Annotated in this window: 16 protein-coding genes, 2 tRNA genes, 2 rRNA genes and 1 pseudogene (1 of these 21 cut by a window edge); 16 read left to right on the top strand and 5 right to left on the bottom strand. The window is 56.5% G+C overall.

The features are described 5' to 3' along the window. Nucleotides 1-158: 158 nt before the first annotated feature. The 3 genes from ACWGXE_RS15210 to ACWGXE_RS15200 all read left to right on the top strand — a co-directional run bounded on the left by ACWGXE_RS15210 (nt 159) and on the right by ACWGXE_RS15200 (nt 1778). Nucleotides 159-554 (top strand): hypothetical protein, encoded by a 396-nt coding sequence (locus ACWGXE_RS15210; RefSeq protein ID WP_447598737.1) that lies wholly within the window; start codon nt 159-161, stop codon nt 552-554. Nucleotides 555-618: 64 nt separating this feature from the next. After that, entirely contained in the window at nt 619-1002 is a 384-nt protein-coding gene (locus ACWGXE_RS15205) for a hypothetical protein (RefSeq protein ID WP_447598736.1), read from the top strand. Continuing rightward, on the top strand, nt 999-1778 hold the full coding sequence (locus ACWGXE_RS15200; protein ID WP_447598735.1) for an ABC transporter ATP-binding protein: 780 nt from the start codon (nt 999-1001) through the stop codon (nt 1776-1778). Before ACWGXE_RS15205 ends, ACWGXE_RS15200 begins: the two co-directional genes overlap by 4 nt. A gap of 46 nt (nt 1779-1824) precedes the next feature. Here the strand turns inward: ACWGXE_RS15200 and ACWGXE_RS15195 are convergent, their stop codons facing one another. Then, nucleotides 1825-2865 (bottom strand): S1C family serine protease, encoded by a 1041-nt coding sequence (locus tag ACWGXE_RS15195; protein ID WP_447598734.1) that lies wholly within the window; start codon nt 2863-2865, stop codon nt 1825-1827. Between the two features lie 131 nt (nt 2866-2996). Between ACWGXE_RS15195 and ACWGXE_RS15190 the strand changes: the two genes are divergently transcribed. From ACWGXE_RS15190 to ACWGXE_RS15180, 3 genes and pseudogenes are all read left to right on the top strand, one after another. Further along, nucleotides 2997-3569 carry a Slp family lipoprotein gene (locus tag ACWGXE_RS15190; RefSeq protein WP_447598733.1) on the top strand — a complete coding sequence of 191 codons (573 nt, stop codon included), beginning with the start codon at nt 2997-2999 and terminating at the stop codon, nt 3567-3569. Between the two features lie 197 nt (nt 3570-3766). Beyond that, nucleotides 3767-4066, top strand: a pseudogene (locus ACWGXE_RS15185) (toll/interleukin-1 receptor domain-containing protein); the annotation flags it as partial. Between the two features lie 124 nt (nt 4067-4190). After that, nucleotides 4191-4319 (top strand): hypothetical protein, encoded by a 129-nt coding sequence (locus tag ACWGXE_RS15180; protein ID WP_447598731.1) that lies wholly within the window; start codon nt 4191-4193, stop codon nt 4317-4319. A gap of 84 nt (nt 4320-4403) precedes the next feature. Here ACWGXE_RS15180 and ypfJ read toward each other — a convergent pair whose 3' ends face one another. Continuing rightward, complete coding sequence (ypfJ, locus tag ACWGXE_RS15175; protein ID WP_447603753.1) at nt 4404-5267, bottom strand: KPN_02809 family neutral zinc metallopeptidase; 864 nt, start codon at nt 5265-5267, stop codon at nt 4404-4406. A 228-nt stretch (nt 5268-5495) separates the two neighbouring features. On the opposite strand from ypfJ, the gene ACWGXE_RS15170 reads away from it, so the two are divergent. Both ACWGXE_RS15170 and ACWGXE_RS15165 read left to right on the top strand, forming a co-directional pair. After that, nucleotides 5496-6995: a CYTH and CHAD domain-containing protein gene (locus tag ACWGXE_RS15170; protein WP_447598729.1), complete on the top strand. Its 1500-nt coding sequence runs from the start codon at nt 5496-5498 to the stop codon at nt 6993-6995. 158 nt (nt 6996-7153) lie between these two features. Next, entirely contained in the window at nt 7154-7642 is a 489-nt protein-coding gene (locus tag ACWGXE_RS15165; RefSeq protein WP_447598728.1) for a hypothetical protein, read from the top strand. Between the two features lie 74 nt (nt 7643-7716). Here the strand turns inward: ACWGXE_RS15165 and ACWGXE_RS15160 are convergent, their stop codons facing one another. Both ACWGXE_RS15160 and ACWGXE_RS15155 read right to left on the bottom strand, forming a co-directional pair. Further along, nucleotides 7717-8091, bottom strand: a complete 375-nt coding sequence (locus tag ACWGXE_RS15160; protein WP_447598726.1) for a DUF3015 family protein — start codon at nt 8089-8091, stop codon at nt 7717-7719. Between the two features lie 242 nt (nt 8092-8333). After that, the gene (locus tag ACWGXE_RS15155) at nt 8334-8690 is read right to left on the bottom strand and encodes a hypothetical protein (RefSeq protein WP_447598724.1); all 357 of its coding nucleotides are present in this window, start codon (nt 8688-8690) and stop codon (nt 8334-8336) included. Between the two features lie 130 nt (nt 8691-8820). Between ACWGXE_RS15155 and ACWGXE_RS15150 the strand changes: the two genes are divergently transcribed. The 4 genes from ACWGXE_RS15150 to ACWGXE_RS15135 all read left to right on the top strand — a co-directional run bounded on the left by ACWGXE_RS15150 (nt 8821) and on the right by ACWGXE_RS15135 (nt 11700). After that, nucleotides 8821-9426, top strand: a complete 606-nt coding sequence (locus tag ACWGXE_RS15150; protein ID WP_447598723.1) for a pseudouridine synthase — start codon at nt 8821-8823, stop codon at nt 9424-9426. Between the two features lie 605 nt (nt 9427-10031). Next, on the top strand, nt 10032-10496 hold the full coding sequence (locus tag ACWGXE_RS15145; RefSeq protein WP_447598721.1) for a DUF302 domain-containing protein: 465 nt from the start codon (nt 10032-10034) through the stop codon (nt 10494-10496). A 166-nt stretch (nt 10497-10662) separates the two neighbouring features. Then, entirely contained in the window at nt 10663-11187 is a 525-nt protein-coding gene (locus ACWGXE_RS15140) for a hypothetical protein (RefSeq protein WP_447598719.1), read from the top strand. A 135-nt stretch (nt 11188-11322) separates the two neighbouring features. After that, nucleotides 11323-11700, top strand: a complete 378-nt coding sequence (locus tag ACWGXE_RS15135) for a hypothetical protein (protein ID WP_447598717.1) — start codon at nt 11323-11325, stop codon at nt 11698-11700. A 946-nt stretch (nt 11701-12646) separates the two neighbouring features. Here the strand turns inward: ACWGXE_RS15135 and ACWGXE_RS15130 are convergent. Further along, a complete protein-coding gene (locus ACWGXE_RS15130; protein WP_447598715.1) occupies nt 12647-13687 on the bottom strand; it encodes a molybdopterin-dependent oxidoreductase in 1041 nt (346 codons plus the stop codon). A gap of 496 nt (nt 13688-14183) precedes the next feature. Between ACWGXE_RS15130 and ACWGXE_RS15125 the strand changes: the two genes are divergently transcribed. From ACWGXE_RS15125 to ACWGXE_RS15110, 4 genes are all read left to right on the top strand, one after another. Then, nucleotides 14184-15722: ribosomal RNA gene (locus tag ACWGXE_RS15125) — 16S ribosomal RNA — on the top strand. 163 nt (nt 15723-15885) lie between these two features. Next, a tRNA-Ile gene (locus ACWGXE_RS15120) sits at nt 15886-15962 on the top strand. A gap of 60 nt (nt 15963-16022) precedes the next feature. After that, nucleotides 16023-16098, top strand: a tRNA-Ala gene (locus ACWGXE_RS15115). A gap of 128 nt (nt 16099-16226) precedes the next feature. Continuing rightward, nucleotides 16227-16538, top strand: a 23S ribosomal RNA gene (locus ACWGXE_RS15110) (it continues 2697 nt past the right edge of the window). Together the 16S and 23S rRNA genes with 2 tRNA genes alongside form the textbook arrangement of a ribosomal RNA operon.

Here is a 16538-nt window from a genome sequence, read left to right as displayed (position 1 = left end):
GCGAATGACCTGCTGTCTGTATGGAGCAGGCAGCTGTCGCCCGGTCAATTACATTCAACAAGTCGCTAGAAAACCTTGTCCCAGTCCAGCTCCGCCGCCGCTGGTTCACGGTCCCGCGGGCGGGTAGAATGGCATACGTCTGGCAAAGGAGGTGCAGGATGAAGCGCTTCGCTCCTGTATCTCTCGTGATGGTCGCGATGCTGTCCGGTTGCGCGTTGGTGCTCCCGAAGGAGACCCGATATTTGCGCAGTGCGGAAGGTCGAGCCGGTCAAGGCGAGGTCATACAGAACCTCGGCATGCCCCTTATAAAGACCCGTGGGTTCCACGGCAAGGAAATGTGGATCTACCAGTTTCGGGAACAAGATCCAGGAAACCGTTGGACATCGACGGGCCTCTGGTGCGACGAGTATGTTCTGACTTTTGACGATCAGTCGATTTTGCAGAGCTGGACGCACAAGTCTCAATTCCATGGCGGGGAACTGATGCCGGATTCTTGCGTATCCGGCGAGGGCAAGGCGCCGATCGCAGCGACATCGAATACCGGCTTGCAGTGACAAAAAGCGATTGAATTGCCGGATGAGACTTAGTTATCCCGGTCTACAGGCATAGGAGGCGCATATGCGGGTTGTCGTGGCCATCCTGTCGGTGGGCAGCCTGCTGATCACGCTCGGATGCGCGCTCTTTCACTCGAAGGAAACCATGTATTTGCGCAGCGCAATGAATCAAGCCACCCAGGAGCAGGTGAGGCAGCATCTCGGCCAGCCACACCTGATGAGCATGACCAATACCGGGGAGCCGGTTTGGATCTATGAAGTACGGGACATTGAACCGATGAGCCAAAGCTCGTGGTCCACGCTTGGTTCATGGTGCGACGAGTATACGTTGCGGTTCGACAAGGAAGGAATCCTGCGGGACTGGCAGCATCAGTCCTTCGTGCATGGCGGAGAATTGATGCCCATATCCTGTAATTCGACACGCGGCGTGGAGAAGCCGGCATTGTGACGATCGTGGATATCCGACATGCTTCGGTCTGTCGTGGAGAACGGGAGGTTCTGGCCGATCTCTCTCTGCGCATATCGTCGGGTATCCATACGGCGATCCTTGGCCCGAACGGGGCGGGCAAATCCACCCTCTTGAGGCTCTTGTCGCTTGAGACGCATCCGATGCCGCGCGACCAGACGATGTTTCAACTGTTTGGTTGCGATCGATGGGACGTGTGGGAACTACGGCGGCGCCTGGGTATTATTTCGAACGACCTGCAACACCGGTATTTGGACGGAGCCCACGGGATCCACGTCATCCTGTCCGGACACTACGCCAGTGTCGACACCTATCAGCATCAGGCCTTCAGCTATGGGGATTTGGCCCGGGCGGTCGAAGTCATGGAAGACCTGGGGATCGTCCATCTGCAAGACCGGCCGTTCGGTGAAATGTCCACCGGCGAGCAGCGGCGCTTTCTATTGGGACGGGCGCTCGTGCACGATCCGGAGGCGTTGGTGCTTGACGAGCCGACGAGCGGACTCGATCTGCAAGCCTGTTTTCATTATTTGCAGATTATCCGTGCTCTCATGAGCAAAGGGAAAACCGTGATTCTCGTCACGCATCACATTCACGAAATTCCGCCCGAGGTCACCCGCGTGGTCCTGCTCAAGAAGGGTCGAGTCATAGCGGACGGCGACAAACAGGCGATGTTGACGGCGCCCGTCCTTACCGATCTGTTCGACATGCCGGTCCGTATCGTTGCCATGGACGGCTGGTATCAAACGTTCCCCGGATAGGGGCCACGTTCTGAGCTTGGCTCTCTGCCGGCCATCGTCATAGGAGTTATCCACCGGCCAACGTGATGGGAAAGGTCAGCTCCACGTCGCCACGCCTGACCCGGAGCTTCACTTGCTGGCCAGGGGTTGTTCGTTCAATAAGGTAATTCTTGAGTTGAGCGGCGTCGGCGATGTCGGTGTCGTCGATTGCTACAACGATGTCGGTCTTCTGCACGCCCGCCGATTTAGCCGGTTCGACCGCCTCGCGCACCGCCACGCGCCACTTCGTCCCCTCCTTCACGCTTGTCATGTGAATTCCGAGGCGCGAAAACGATAGCGGCTTGCCGTCGAGTGCGGCCTGAACGATGCGTTGCGCGAGTGGAGCGGGGACGGCAAACGCCATTCGGCTGCAGTGCGCTTCCTTCGGATCCTTTTCCGTTTGAATGATGGCATGCATGAGGCCCACGACCTCGCCGGCGGAATTGTACAGGGCTCCTCCCGAGTTCCCGCTACATACGGACAGGTCGGCTTGAAGCAGGCGGGTATCGACTGTCTGGAGAAAAGTGTTGGTATTTCCGAGTCGTCCAAATGCCATGGTCGGTCCCCATCCCATAGGATAGCCCACGGTGAACACCTCGTCGCCCGGTTTGCCTTCGGCTGCGGCAAAGCCGGTGGCCGCTCCGAGGGCTGGCCGATATTGGTCGGGGACGCGATAGACGACGACGTCCACATACGCGTTATCTCCGACGAGTGTTGCGGGCAACTCCTGCAGGTCCGTGGTCATGACGCGGATTTGGGGAGGAATAGTCTTGCCCATCGAGCCGTTCCTCTCGACGGCGTGGCGCGCCGTGACGAGATAGCCGTCGCGGAGGTGAAATCCCGTCCCCCGAATCGCGATTTTTCCCGGCTTGTCAGGAGTCCGCTGATCCTGCGTCTCTTCCAAGACGCCAATCGTGGCGCGTTTCGCGCGATCAAGTGCGGCGCTGAAGTGATCTGATTCGGCACGGGCCATGGGCGAGACCGCCAGAGTTACAGCGCTGAAAAGAAGTGCGGGGCCATGCCACGCTCGTAAGAGCCGGTTCAAGGTGAACTTCGATGTAGCAGACATAGAGAGGTCCTTTCCCATTGTTGGATACCGGATAGCGATATGCAGTATAGTCGGAGTAGGAGTGTGACTGGAACCATGGTTGAACAAGCTCCGATAACTCGATAAGAAAGAAGAAGAGACGAGACTACGCTATGCGCGCATTTGCTTTATTCTTTGTTCTGTCAAGCTGTATCCTGCCATGGGCCGGTTGCGCGTCGTCCGATGTCATCCCAGACTCATTGGAACCGCAGATCGATAAAACTCTGACCTTTGACCAAGTCATTGCGAGTCCTGATTCGTACCGGGGACGGACCTTCGTGGTGGGCGGCGAAGTATTGACGACGAAACGCCTGAAAGACGGTACGCAACTTGAGATTCTCCAGCTTCCGCTTGATAGCGACCAGCGGCCGGTGGCGCAGCGGACTGAGTCACAGGGACGTCTGTTGGCGCTGGATCATCAGTTTACAGACCCGGCCACGTTGCCGGGCGGCACGCCGATCACAATGGTGGCCGAGGTCACGGGAGTCGACACGGGGCGGTTGGATGAGTCGGAGTACCGCTATCCGACGATGGACATCAAACATCTCTACGTTTGGAAAGACCAACCTGACCCGTATGGACGGAGCCGCGGACCGGTCTTTGGCGTCTTCGGGGGTGTGTTTGGATTTGGGGGAGGCGGCGGCACGCGAACCGGCGGCGGCATCAGTATCGGGACGGGGTTCTAGTCCCTCCATTTTTTCACGCGCTTCCTTTTCCACTCATCGATCTTCCAATCTGCCGCGTAACCTTAGTGCGGCTGCGAAAAACGCGGCGCACATTCTCGTGATTCCCGCAGAAGCGGGAATTTACCGGGTGCTGATGGGTTCCCGCCCAGAACTGGGTCAAGAAGGTCGATGAGGCACTTACGGAAGCCGGATATCTACTTGCCTTACTATCGAAGGTTTCTCTGCAATCACAATCAGTCCAACGCGGATGGACCGCCGTCCTTACACGACAATTATCCAGCGAAAACGGGAGTGTCGTCATCCCGTTACGCTTGGAGCCGGTAGGCCCACCGACCATCCTACGCGCCATCCAGTCTATCGACATGTTCCCCGATTTTGAAACCGGCCTAAAGAAGCCGATCGGATTTCTCTATTCGGACACAAAACCTGCCTGGCTGGTTCAGCGTGAATTCAAACGTCCCGCCTCAATCGTGCCTCTCTATTGCTCTGCTGTGTGATTCTGACTCGAGAAACTTGGGGCGGATGCCGCGAATGATTTCAGAAAACCTGACGGCTCGGTGAAGGAGCACGTCGCCCGCCAATTAAAAAAACTGGAAACTTCTCTTCACCTCGGAGAGCACCTTGGGAAAGAGGCCGGTCTTGATCTTCCCGGCTAATACCAAGTTGTATGTAACGAAGAAATCCATCCGGATCGTCTACCGGATCGTGGAATTGAAAGTCATCGTGGAGGTTGTGGCGATCGGCAAGTGAGAAGATCTAGCAGTCTATCAAGAGGCGATAAGACGTATTCTCAAGGCCTGACAGGTATTGCTTGTGGTCCTTGGCTGTCGGGCCTTACAGCCGGCTGTCCGCAAACGTATTGCACGCCGCGGGATCACCGCTTTGGAGGCCGCGACGCAACCACGTCATCCGTTGCTCTGACGATCCATGCGTCCAGCTTTCCGACTGAACATACCCCTGTCCGGCTTGTTGCAGACGGTCGTCGCCGATGGCGGATGCGGCGCGCAATCCTTCCTCGAAATCTCCCGGCTCAATCAGATTCTTGCCTCGCCGAGCATGGTATCCCCAGACGCCGGCGTAGCAGTCCGCCTGGAGCTCCATGCGGACGGACAGTGCGTTCGCCTCGGAATTCGAAGCCTGACGCTGGAGTCTGGTGACCTTCTCCGCGGTGCCGAGCAGGTTTTGGACGTGATGGCCGATCTCATGGGCGATCACGTAAGCCTGGGCAAAATCTCCCGGCGCGCCGAGCTGTTGATTCAAATCACGAAAAAATGTCAAATCCAAATAGACCTTGCGATCTCCCGGACAATAGAAGGGGCCCACCGCCGATGAGGCCGTCCCGCAGGCGGAATGCACGGCGCCTGTAAAGAGCACCAGCCGAGGCTCTTGATATTGCCGACCAATCGTAGGGAGAAGTTGTTCCCAGGTGTCCTCCGTATCCGCCAGCACGACGGCCGCGAACCGGCCCAATTGATCCTTCGGTGCTCCGATAGGGCCGGGCTCTTGATCGATGGACGGCCCGGTCATTTCCTGTACACCGCTTATTAGGTTGAGGATCTGAAGCGGATTAGTTCCGGTAAGAAAGCTCACGGCCAGCACGAGAACGATCCCGCCCAACCCGATGCCCGCGCCGCGCGCCGGCGTCATCCCGCGGCGATCTTCAATATTCCCGCTTTCCCTCTGCCCCTGCCAGCGCATCGCGACCTGACCGGATTCGGTGGAGACAACAACAACCAGCGTGCCAGCGTGACGCAACGGTACGGACAAGTCAAGCGCACGGCGGAACCTCCTTCGCAGGGACCACCGGATGAATTCCGCCTCCTGCAAGGCGCAGCTCATCCGGTAAGGAGCCGAATGCGGTGGGTCGAGACGTGAATAACGGGCCCGAAATCTGTTACAACTCCGTTCAGTTCTGCGGGGGCGTACATGCCAAAGTCCGGTCGAACCTCTTCATCTTCATCCAGAAGCCCATCCCCGGTCAGCGTTCCGATCAAAGCCTTGGTCGAACGCGAGCTTAAGCTGGCTACCGGCCCCTCCTTCACAATCCCTCCCGAACTCGGCAAGCCGCTGCCGACTCGCCGGTTCACCTCGAAGTATTACGATACAGGCGATTATCGGCTGGCATATGCCGGCATCACGCTTCGCCGCCGGACCGAACAGCGCACAGGGGTGTGGCAACTCAAGCTTCCGGTCACGGGAGCGCGCAGAGAACTGGAAATGGCGGGGCCCTCGGGGATTCCGCCCGCGCCGTTCCAGGATCTATTGCTCGTCCATGTTCGGAAGGAGCCGTTAACGGAAATTGCATCGCTTGGAACAGCGCGAAAAGGCATCCGGGTGACAAAGGGCGATGGGAGTGTCGCGGATGTCGTGCTAGATCAAGTCAGCCTGCTGGATGGCCGACGAGTTGACCGCCGCTTCCGTGAGATTGAAGTAGAGCTGGTGAAGGGTAGGGCGAGCATCCTTGCGGAGTTAGAGGAGGCGCTCCGAAAGGCCGGGGCCGAGGACCACGACGGCAGGCCCAAGCTGTTCCGGGCGTTGGACCTTCCGATACGCCCGGCGCCGCAGGCACCGGCGCATGATGCTCCACCCAGCGACCATTTGTCGTACAGCTTGATGCGGCAACTCCAGGCCTTGCTTGCTCACGACCCGGGGACTCGATGGGGCGGCGATTCCGAGGAGCTACACCAGATGCGGGTTGCGACGCGCCGGCTGCGCGCTATTCTTCGAGCTGCTCAACCGCTGGTGGCGCAGGCATGGGCCGATCCGCTTCGCAAGGACCTCACCTGGCTTGGTGGTCTTCTCGGGCAGGTGCGAGACCTTGACGTGCAGATTGCCTCGTTCCGCCGGGACGCCAAAGCCTTGGATCCGCAGGATCGTCTGCCGCTCGTCCGGTTTATGAGAAAGCTTCAATCGGAGCGGCAAGCGAAGCAAGGAGATCTTGTCGCCGGTCTGCGCAGCGAGCGGTATCTCGAATTTATTGATCGGATGATGGGGGCGGCGAAAGCGCCGAGCCTGATCGATACTGATGTGACCCTCAACGACATCGCCGCCAGAGAGTTCAAGAAGTTGCGCAAGGCGGCCGAACGGTTGGATCCAGTGCCGACCGATGTTGAATTGCATCGGGTGCGCATTAAGGCAAAGCGAGCCCGCTATGCCGCGGAACTGGCGCAATCGACAGCGGGGAAGGGCGCCGCGAAATTCATTCGCTGTGTGAAGGTGTTGCAGGACGAGTTGGGCAAGCACCAGGATGCGGTGGTCGGTGAGCAGCAGGTGCGGGCTTTGTTCGCGGAATCCAAAGGGCAACGCGCGGCCTTTGCGGCAGGACAACTGGTGGAGCGTCAACGGCAACGGCGAGAAAAGGTGCGGGCGTCCTTCCGGTCGATATGGAAAAAGGTGGATAAGCGGGGCAAGAAGGTATGGAAGTAAGCTGGACATGCTGGAGCGGTATCCGGTAGACTTTGGCCTCCACCACAGGGATCGCCATACCTATGCTGCGACTCAGATCAGTCGTTTTTCTCCTCCTTTTGTTTCCTCTTATCACGGCTTGTCAGCGACCTGGAGTCGTTCCTGCCGGCCAAGCACCTATGGCGAACCTGTCGGATCCCGCTTGTCCGAATCTGAACGGAACCTATGAGATGTTTGGCGACCCCTTGCCCGGCATGCCGCCGTACTTTCACAAAGTCACGGCGAAGGTGACGCTGGATCGTTTACTGGGACTGGATTGGCCGGCCGAAGACGGCGTCAAACCCTATGAGGTCCAGCTCGTGCAGGATGAGACCATCGAATTAGCCAGCGTGCTCTACGACCGTGGAGCTGCGGGACGTATGCCATTGCTGCCGGGAGATTCGGTCGTGTGCTCGCACGGCGAAATCACCATCCGGCAGGCAAGAGAATCGCGGGGAAGCAGCTTTGAGCAATTATGGCGAATCACGAGGACCGCGCGGAACCTGAAAGTTGAGCGAGACGGCACATTGATCGTTCAAACCAACATTCGCGCGGCGCATAAATCCAGCCTTCTTGCCGAGGAAGTTGCCGTCGAGACGTACGGGGCCAGGTTTCGGCGTCTCAATTGACCCCTCTGTTCCGGCATCCTCACCCAGACAAGACCAGAAATACAGACTCAGGTGGCTGGTCACGGAGCCTTTTATCAGTCAGCGGAGGCTTGCGATATAGCCGCTACTGTCTTGCCGACAGCTATCCAATCCTTGTCGGCCAGAAGAGGATAGTGCGCTTGAAGTCTGGCGGCAAACAGTGCGTGACCGGTGGAATCCATCTGCAGTAGTCGTGCAAGCGAGTCGAGATATTCTCCGTTCCCTCTGGCCATATCGGTCATGACGTTATTGAGGTTCGTCGCCAGGAATACATCCACTCTGTGTTCTGCCTTGGGCAGTCCGTCACGCGTGTACCAATCGCCTGGGGTGGTGGAGGAAAGAAAATCACTGACGGTTTCCGTGGTTGAGCACCCACCCAGGTACAGACTCAAGGACAATACACCGGCCAGTTGCAACAGCGTGCGTGCCATGGCTTGCTCCTTGTTAAGGTTTCGATACCAGCGGCCTGGATAAGGCTATTGTAGAAATGGTCCGGTAGCTGCGCAAGCGCGAAAGCCTGACCCGTCGTAGGCCCTTTCGATCACAGGCCGATAGCGAACCGCCCAAGGAATGAGTAGGAGCAGGTGGATCTGGAGCGCGGGATATGAGATGGGTCAATGAAAATCCGGCACGCGAAAAATGATCAGGAATTTATTCACAGCGACCGTGTGCGCTATTGTTGCGTAGGTCTACTCTGATCGAAGGAAAGTTCAGCGCTGATACAGGACTTCATTTCTTCCGCTTTGCAGGCGGTGGTGACCAGAACCTCGTTTGCCCGGAGTACCAGCTGTTCCGCTGTCGCCGTATTATCCTCGACATCGATCAGAAGGTGATCGGGGACACTCCGGCCGTCCACCGACACGATACCGTGAATCTTGCTGAGCTGGTCGGACAGGGTCTGGCGCTGAGCGTTACATCCGCCTCCCGTGAGTAGAAGAGAGACGCGGATGACACCGGCCAGTGCCGGGTCAGCAAGCAGCAGGTTTGTCAACAGGCCGATCAAAAGTGCAGTCTTTGGGATTGTCTTCATAAGTGAATAGTCGTCCACGAGATGAGAGGATTCGATCGCCGACACAACATAACCGACGGCGAGGCCGTTCGCAACTTCTCATAGCCGTCTGTTTCATTGGCTCATCAGCATTGTGAAGAGGAGGCGCTCCGTGATTCATACGATAGCGTTTAATAAACCTTATGGAGTCCTGCCATGCTTTACCGATTCACACGGGCGAGCGACATTGGCTCAATACGTCAAGATTTCCGGCGTCTATGCCGCAGGGCGACTGGATCAGGACAGTGAAGGTCTCATGATCTTAACGTCTGACGGGAGGTTGGCGCATGCGATCACCGATCCCCGGCATGAGCTTTCGAAAGTGTATTTGGCGCAGGTGGAACGGTTTCCAAGCGATGAAGCATTGCAGGAATTGCGCCGTGGCGTGATGCTGAGCGGCCGGCGGACGAGACCTGCTGAAGTCCGATTGCATGTCAATGAGCCGCAGCTTCCAGAGCGGCCGGTGCCGATCCGGTTCCGTAAACAGGTGCCGACCGCCTGGCTGGAAATCACGCTGCATGAAGGGATGAATCGCCAGGTGCGTCGGATGACCGCAGCCGCCGGGCATCCGACCTTGCGACTGATTCGGATCGCGATCGGGCCGATTAGGCTAGGTGAGCTGAAGCCTGGCGAATGGCGAGAAACAACGGCGACGGAGGCCGAAATGCTTAAAAGACATCGGGTCCCGAGGGAAGCAGCATTCCGCCACCAAGTGTAAGCGAAGCTAAACCGATGTAGACCTACCATCCACGGCGCACTTCTTCGACAAAGCCGGAATCCAGAAGCGAAGAGGGCGGCGTGTGCAACCGGAGTCGCATCGCCGTGCCCCGCTCGGGCATCAACCCGGCGGAGGCAGCCAATTCCACGGCGCACGAGGCCGTGAGGCCGAATGTCATCTAGTGGCAATATGCGTCTTCCTCGGTTGGTTTCGGTGATGACTTCTTCGCACACCAGCAAGTCTAGCTTGATGCCCACGCCGGCAAACCCGATCCCATGTCCGCGGATTTTTGGTGCTGGCCGCGATGTCGTGATATCGCCGAATCTCGGCGCGCCGCATGCTCGAGCCGTCATCTACGGTGGTGAAAGTTTTGTTCAAGACCTACCGTGATGATGATTCGACCGCGCCGGAATCCAATGAGCTGGCGATGATCTCGGTCAGCATCGTTTCTTCGTGCTGAATGGATAGGCATCCCGCAGGTCTTCCACAAGATGCTCGAAATCGACGCGTGTTTCGCCCATGGCTTGCTCCGTGTCCCTCTATCCTGAAGCCGGCGAATATGGTATGGCACGAGTGAGCATGTTTCCTCCAAGAAAGGAGCGACCATGAGAATCGTTGATGAAGGATTGCGGGGCCTGATTTATGTCGGCGTGAGTTTCGCGGCGCTCTGTGCCGGCACTGCGCACGCGGGCGACAACTTGATAACAAAGGCCAGTAAATATTCTGTTCCGGACACAATCCACCGGATCGAACAGGCCGTGACGGCGAAAGGCATGGCGATTTTTGCCCGCATCGATCACGCGGAAGAAGCAAAGAAGGCGGGGTTGGAAATGAAGCCGACGGAGCTACTGATTTTCGGCAATCCCAAAGGAGGAACTGCTTTAATGGTGGCCAAGCCGACAACCGCCATCGATCTCCCGATGAAGGCCTTGGCGTGGGAAGACAAGGACGGAAAGGTGTGGCTGACCTATAACGCTTCAACGCTGCTGCAAGAGCGGCACGGCCTGCCGCCGGACCTGTCGGCTCGGCTTGATCCGGTGGGAAAAGTGTTAGAACAAGCGGTGGAGTAGGTATGCCGAGTGGCATAGGAAACTCGCAAGCGTTTTGCGATGAACTTTCCATTGGACTATGATGAATAGCTGAACGGACTTATGGCAAACTACAGTAGCAGTAAGCGTTGTGTTCTTGTGGTTGTTGCCAAGGCAGGGAGAAATGATATTGAGGCATGCGGCATGTGTGACGCTCGTAGTGAGTCTTCTGTTGATCTGCGCGATGGATTTATTGTCTGTCACGCCCACCCAAGGAGCGAGTCCTGAACCGGCCCCTTTTTCGGATTTAAGACAGATTAAGAAATTTGTCTCCGTAGAGGTGCAGACGCAGGGAACGGCGGAAAAGATCGGCCTCAAGGGCGGAGATCTCACCGATTTGACACGTTCGGCATTTCTCAACAAAGTACCAGGGATTCCGCTTGAAGGCTCTCGCGGGCCGTCCGGGGACGGGACAGAACGGCTCAATCAGCTCGGCTTCTTCACGTGCGAAGTGTGGACCGTCGGGGAAGAATACATCGTCGCCTATCATGTGGATTGCAACGCGGGGTCTTACATTACGCTGAATACGCCGGGCAGCTTGTGGAACCGAGCCCTGCTGGGATACGGGCCGAAGGATGAAGTCTCTGAAGCGGTGCGGAAGGGCCTGCGCACGATCATCGATCAGTTTGCCGTGTCCTTCGCGAAAGTGCGGGCGGAAGGGGGACCGAAATAGAATTGCGAGATGATTAAGTAGGCGGCGCAATGGGATGTTTCTGTGACAGATAGATCCTCACTCAGATAGCGGTATGTATAAGTAGAGCCTCGGAGGGAGAGATGCAGTGCCGGTCCAGGGATAGACAATAGACATATGGATGCAATCGCCAAGGCAGCCTTAATCGGCATGGCGCTACTCGGAACAGCTTGCTCAGCATTCATCGCGAAGGAAACCCTCTACCTTGAATCGGCGCAGAATCATGCCACTGAGGAAGAGGTCCGGCAGCATCTAGGAAAGCCGTATCAGACGGCGACCGGCAAGGAAGGAAATCCAATCTGGGTGTACCACGTATATTATGAAGATCCTGGGCCCTACAATCAGTGGGGAACCGCGGGGACCTGGTGCGATGAATATGTGCTGACCTTTGATAAAGCAGGCATCCTGCGCCGCTGGACTCACAAGTCTGAAGGGCACGGCGGTGAACTCGCCCCCACCTATTGCGTGACAGACGGCTTCAAACCGAACCCTTAAGAGTTCCCGCCGCCACGGCTCCTGATATATTTCAACTATGATGCTCGAACTGAATTTTAGTACAACCGAATTGACGTTACTGCGCGCTCTTTCAAAGGAAGATATTAATTTCTGTGGTGTCAACGGGATTTATGTAGTTGGGCTAGCTACTCAAGGGCAGAAACTCACGTTTTGGTCCTCTGGATCTTCCGATGAAAATCGACTTCCAGCAGGAGGAAGAAGTTATACAGACTATCCGTCCAATCAAGGCCTAAGGAGTCTTTTAAGGATAGGGAATGGGATATCTTGGCCTTCGATCTTGGCATTCTCACTCATGCCTCGATGGGGCGGACATTAATTGTTTTTACAGATCCATCTCCGGTTGGTCCATCTAAACTACTCGGCGTTGAGATTCCCGGTGGAACCGGTTCCAAACATTGTTTTTGTAGACCCCGTTGACCGAGAAATGATCATCGGGCTGCAGGACCTTGGAAAATCTCTAACTTTGGTCGACATTGCGTTTCGCTTTACTACTGATAAGGGGTATTCGGCGGTTATTTATGTAGACAGCGTCAAATATTTTTGTTTCGTTTCCGAAAACGGAGCGCCTCTCAAAAATCTTGGAAGACACCGGCTTGAGGAGTTTTTGAATGGGTGCCCTTATTCTAGGTAATGGGCGGCGCAAAACTCTGTATTTATATTCCGCTTGGCATGCTGTGAATCACGCAAGGTGGTGCATTCCGTGACATTGCGGGTGAGCCGTGCTGATGTTCGCAGCAGAAACCCGAGCGAGGTCCGACCGCGCTGCGCGGATCGGGAAACCTCCACATTCTGATGTGGGGGATGGGGGAACCGCAGCCGGGTTTCTACGCGTTACAGCAGCTAGACGAGCACGCAGGAAACGGAATGCATTACCTTGCGAGTTCTTACGGCGGACCGAAATGGCTCTGGCCTTGAGCGCAAGCAATCAGGCCGGTTTCTCTACACTTTCCACATCTGCAATGATCGTGTGCAGCCCGCTCGAACCGGCCGGTTGAGGCCGAATGAGTTCGGCAATCTGAAGCTGCCCCTTCGTATCCCAGGCGCGCACTGCAACTTGGAACTTGCCCCGGTGTGGTGGACGCCAGGTGTAGTTCCAAATCACCCACGAATAGGGCGACATCGGCGTTTCGAGTTCGCACGAATCCCACGTCTTGGCCGAATCGAAACTGATTTCCACTTTGCTGATGGAATTTGGTCCGCCGAAGGCGATCCCGCGGAATCGCTGGTCGGGGCCGCGCAACGCCTGATAATGTCCGGGCGAATCGATACGAGAGAAAATCTTGATCGTCCCGTCGTCAGTCCATCCCTTGCGCTGCCAATAGCCTTTGTAATCTCCAGCGTACGCTTCGATTTCGACAATCCATTTCACATTCTTAATGCCGTAGAGACCTGGCACAAGCAGCCGAAGTGGAAAGCCATGCTCCTTCGGCAACTTCTCGCCGTTCATCAGAAATGCGAGCATGACGTCGTCCTGCATGGCGCGTTCAAAGGGAATGCTGTCGTCATAGGCATCCGCGCCGCGAAAGATGATGTCGCGTGTCGTCTCTTCATCGACCTCGGCATCCTGCAATAATTTCTTCAGTGAGATGCCGCGCCAGCGCGCATTCCCGAGACTGTCTCCGCCGGGCAACGTGTCTATGCACATGAGCGTGGACACCTGCTCGAAATTATCGCGGTTTAAAAGATCCCGCCAGCCGAGCGTCAGCGGCTTCCTGACCTCTCCTTTCACGAACAATTTCCATTCATCCTGCCGTAGATCGCGCGACACGCTGAATGGCGAATCCGAATAGTTGACGACATAAAATTTGTTGTTCGGCGTGAAGTAGTTCGTGTCACGCGGGGGCATGGCAAACATGCGACCGAACACGGAACCAATTGAGTCGCAGCCACCGGTCATGCCCGCGACGGCTGCAACCCCACCTAGCTTCAGCAAGGTACGTCGCTTCAATTTCAGCCAATCATCCATACGACTGTCCTATCGTCAACGACTGTCCTATCGTCAGCACACAGCCAGACCGGTTTCGATTCACGTGTTATTATCGCGAGTGATCATGCAAGTATGCAAGTGAGCAAACTGCGACCGGAACCATCGATCGTTGCTCGCCGCTGGTTATGAAGGTTATCCTGTTAAGTCAGTGGGCGATATTTCTACGTATCCAGGAGATCTTCTTTCAAGCCGGGGCGCAAGAGGGCTTGACTCTTCCGCGAAGTATTGTTATTTTGATGAACGTTTTTGATCCTGCCTAGTGGCCGATCGCGATACCAAAACATCGCAGCGGATTCTTAGGAAACACCCGATCAAAAAAATTGTTTTGTAGCCCCTTGACAGGGCTGCACGCGAGTAGTAAATTGCACGGCTCGCGTGATGAACGCGACGGTTCTTTGACAACTGAATAGAGTGAGTAATGAGCAAGGTAAGGTGTATTGAAAAGGTGGCCCTCGGGTCCAATTCCAATAAAACCTTTTTTGAGAGTTTGATCCTGGCTCAGAACGAACGCTGGCGGCGCGCCTAATACATGCAAGTCGAGCGAGAAGGTGTAGCAATACACTTGTAAAGCGGCGAACGGGTGAGGAATACATGGGTAACCTACCGTCGAGTGGGGAATAACCAGCCGAAAGGCTGGCTAATACCGCGTACGCTTCCGGATTCTCGGGTTCGGAAGGAAAGCGATACCGTGGGTATCGCGCTCTTCGATGGGCTCATGTCCTATCAGCTTGTTGGTAGGGTAACGGCCTACCAAGGCTTTGACGGGTAGCTGGTCTGAGAGGACGATCAGCCACACTGGCACTGCGACACGGGCCAGACTCCTACGGGAGGCAGCAGTAAGGAATATTGCGCAATGGGCGACAGCCTGACGCAGCGACGCCGCGTGGGGGATGAAGGTCTTCGGATTGTAAACCCCTTTCGGGAGGGAAGATGGGGCGGGCAACCGCTCGGACGGTACCTCCAGAAGCAGCCACGGCCAACTTCGTGCCAGCAGCCGCGGTAATACGAAGGTGGCAAGCGTTGTTCGGATTCACTGGGCGTACAGGGTGTGTAGGCGGTTTGGTAAGCCTTTTGTGAAAGCTTCGGGCCTAACCCGGAAAGCGCAGAGGGGACTGCCAGGCTAGAGGACGGGAGAGGAGCGCGGAATTCCCGGTGTAGCGGTGAAATGCGTAGAGATCGGGAGGAAGGCCGGTGGCGAAGGCGGCGCTCTGGAACGTATCTGACGCTGAGACACGAAAGCGTGGGGAGCAAACAGGATTAGATACCCTGGTAGTCCACGCCCTAAACTATGGATACTAAGTGTCGGCGGGTTACCGCCGGTGCCGCAGCTAACGCAGTAAGTATCCCGCCTGGGAAGTACGGCCGCAAGGTTGAAACTCAAAGGAATTGACGGGGGCCCGCACAAGCGGTGGAGCATGTGGTTTAATTCGACGCAACGCGAAGAACCTTACCCAGGTTGGACATGCACGTAGTAAAAGCCTGAAAGGGTAATGAGCCCGCAAGGGCAGCGTGCTCAGGTGCTGCATGGCTGTCGTCAGCTCGTGCCGTGAGGTGTTGGGTTAAGTCCCGCAACGAGCGCAACCCCTGTCTTCAGTTGCTACCAGGTCAAGCTGAGCACTCTGAAGGGACTGCCCAGGAGAACGGGGAGGAAGGTGGGGATGACGTCAAGTCAGCATGGCCTTTATGCCTGGGGCCACACACGTGCTACAATGACCGGTACAAAGCGCTGCAAACCCGCAAGGGGGAGCCAATCGCAAAAAACCGGCCTCAGTTCAGATTGAGGTCTGCAACTCGACCTCATGAAGGCGGAATCGCTAGTAATCGCGGATCAGCACGCCGCGGTGAATACGTTCCCGGGCCTTGTACACACCGCCCGTCACACCACGAAAGCCTGTTGTACCTGAAGTCGTTGGCGCCAACCGCAAGGAGGCAGACGCCCACGGTATGGCCGGTGATTGGGGTGAAGTCGTAACAAGGTAGCCGTAGGGGAACCTGCGGCTGGATCACCTCCTTTCTAAGGAGTACACTCCTTCAGAAAACCAGGATTCGGGGGCCACCTTTTCAGTACACTTACCAAAGTCCCATAGCGACGAGGGAGCGGTTCGATGTCACCACGCGGGCGAGATGGGGACATCAAGCGCGCAAGTCTCTGTCCCGTGCCGGCAGTATGATCGGCTGGGCCTATAGCTCAGTTGGCTAGAGCGCACCCCTGATAAGGGTGAGGTCGGTTGTTCGACTCAACCTAGGCCCACCAACTGAGTCGCAGCGTGGAATCGAACCCGCCGCGGTCTCGATCGGGCCACCAGCGAAGCTTGGGGCTGTAGCTCAGTTGGGAGAGCATCTGCTTTGCAAGCAGAGGGTCGGCGGTTCAATTCCGCCCAGCTCCACCAAGAAAAAAGTTTCGAGATTGTTCGTTACTCGCTCTATTCAGTCGTGAATGAGGGTTGGACCTTCATTCCTGTTCTTTGAAAATTGAATAGGTCTTGAGAAGACCATGTGTGTCAGGAGCAAAGAGAATTGTTAAGCTACTAAGGGTGTACGGTGAATGCCTTGGCATCAGAAGGCGATGAAGGACGTAGCTAGCTGCGATAAGCCTCGGGGAGCCGCAAGCAGGCCGTGATCCGGGGATTTCCGAATGGGGAAACCCAGGCGATGAATGCCGCCTATCCTCCACTGAATCCATAGGTGGAGCGAAGCCCACGCAGGGAAGTGAAACATCTCAGTACCTGCAGGAATAGAAATCAATCGAGATTCCCCCAGTAGTGGCGAGCGAAAAGGGAACAGCCTAAACCTCACCGATGTCAAGCCCGTGTGCGTTGTCGGTGTGGTG

It is taken from the genome of Nitrospira sp. Nam80 (assembly GCF_965152575.1).
This window is presented reverse-complemented; position numbering and strand designations above follow the sequence as displayed.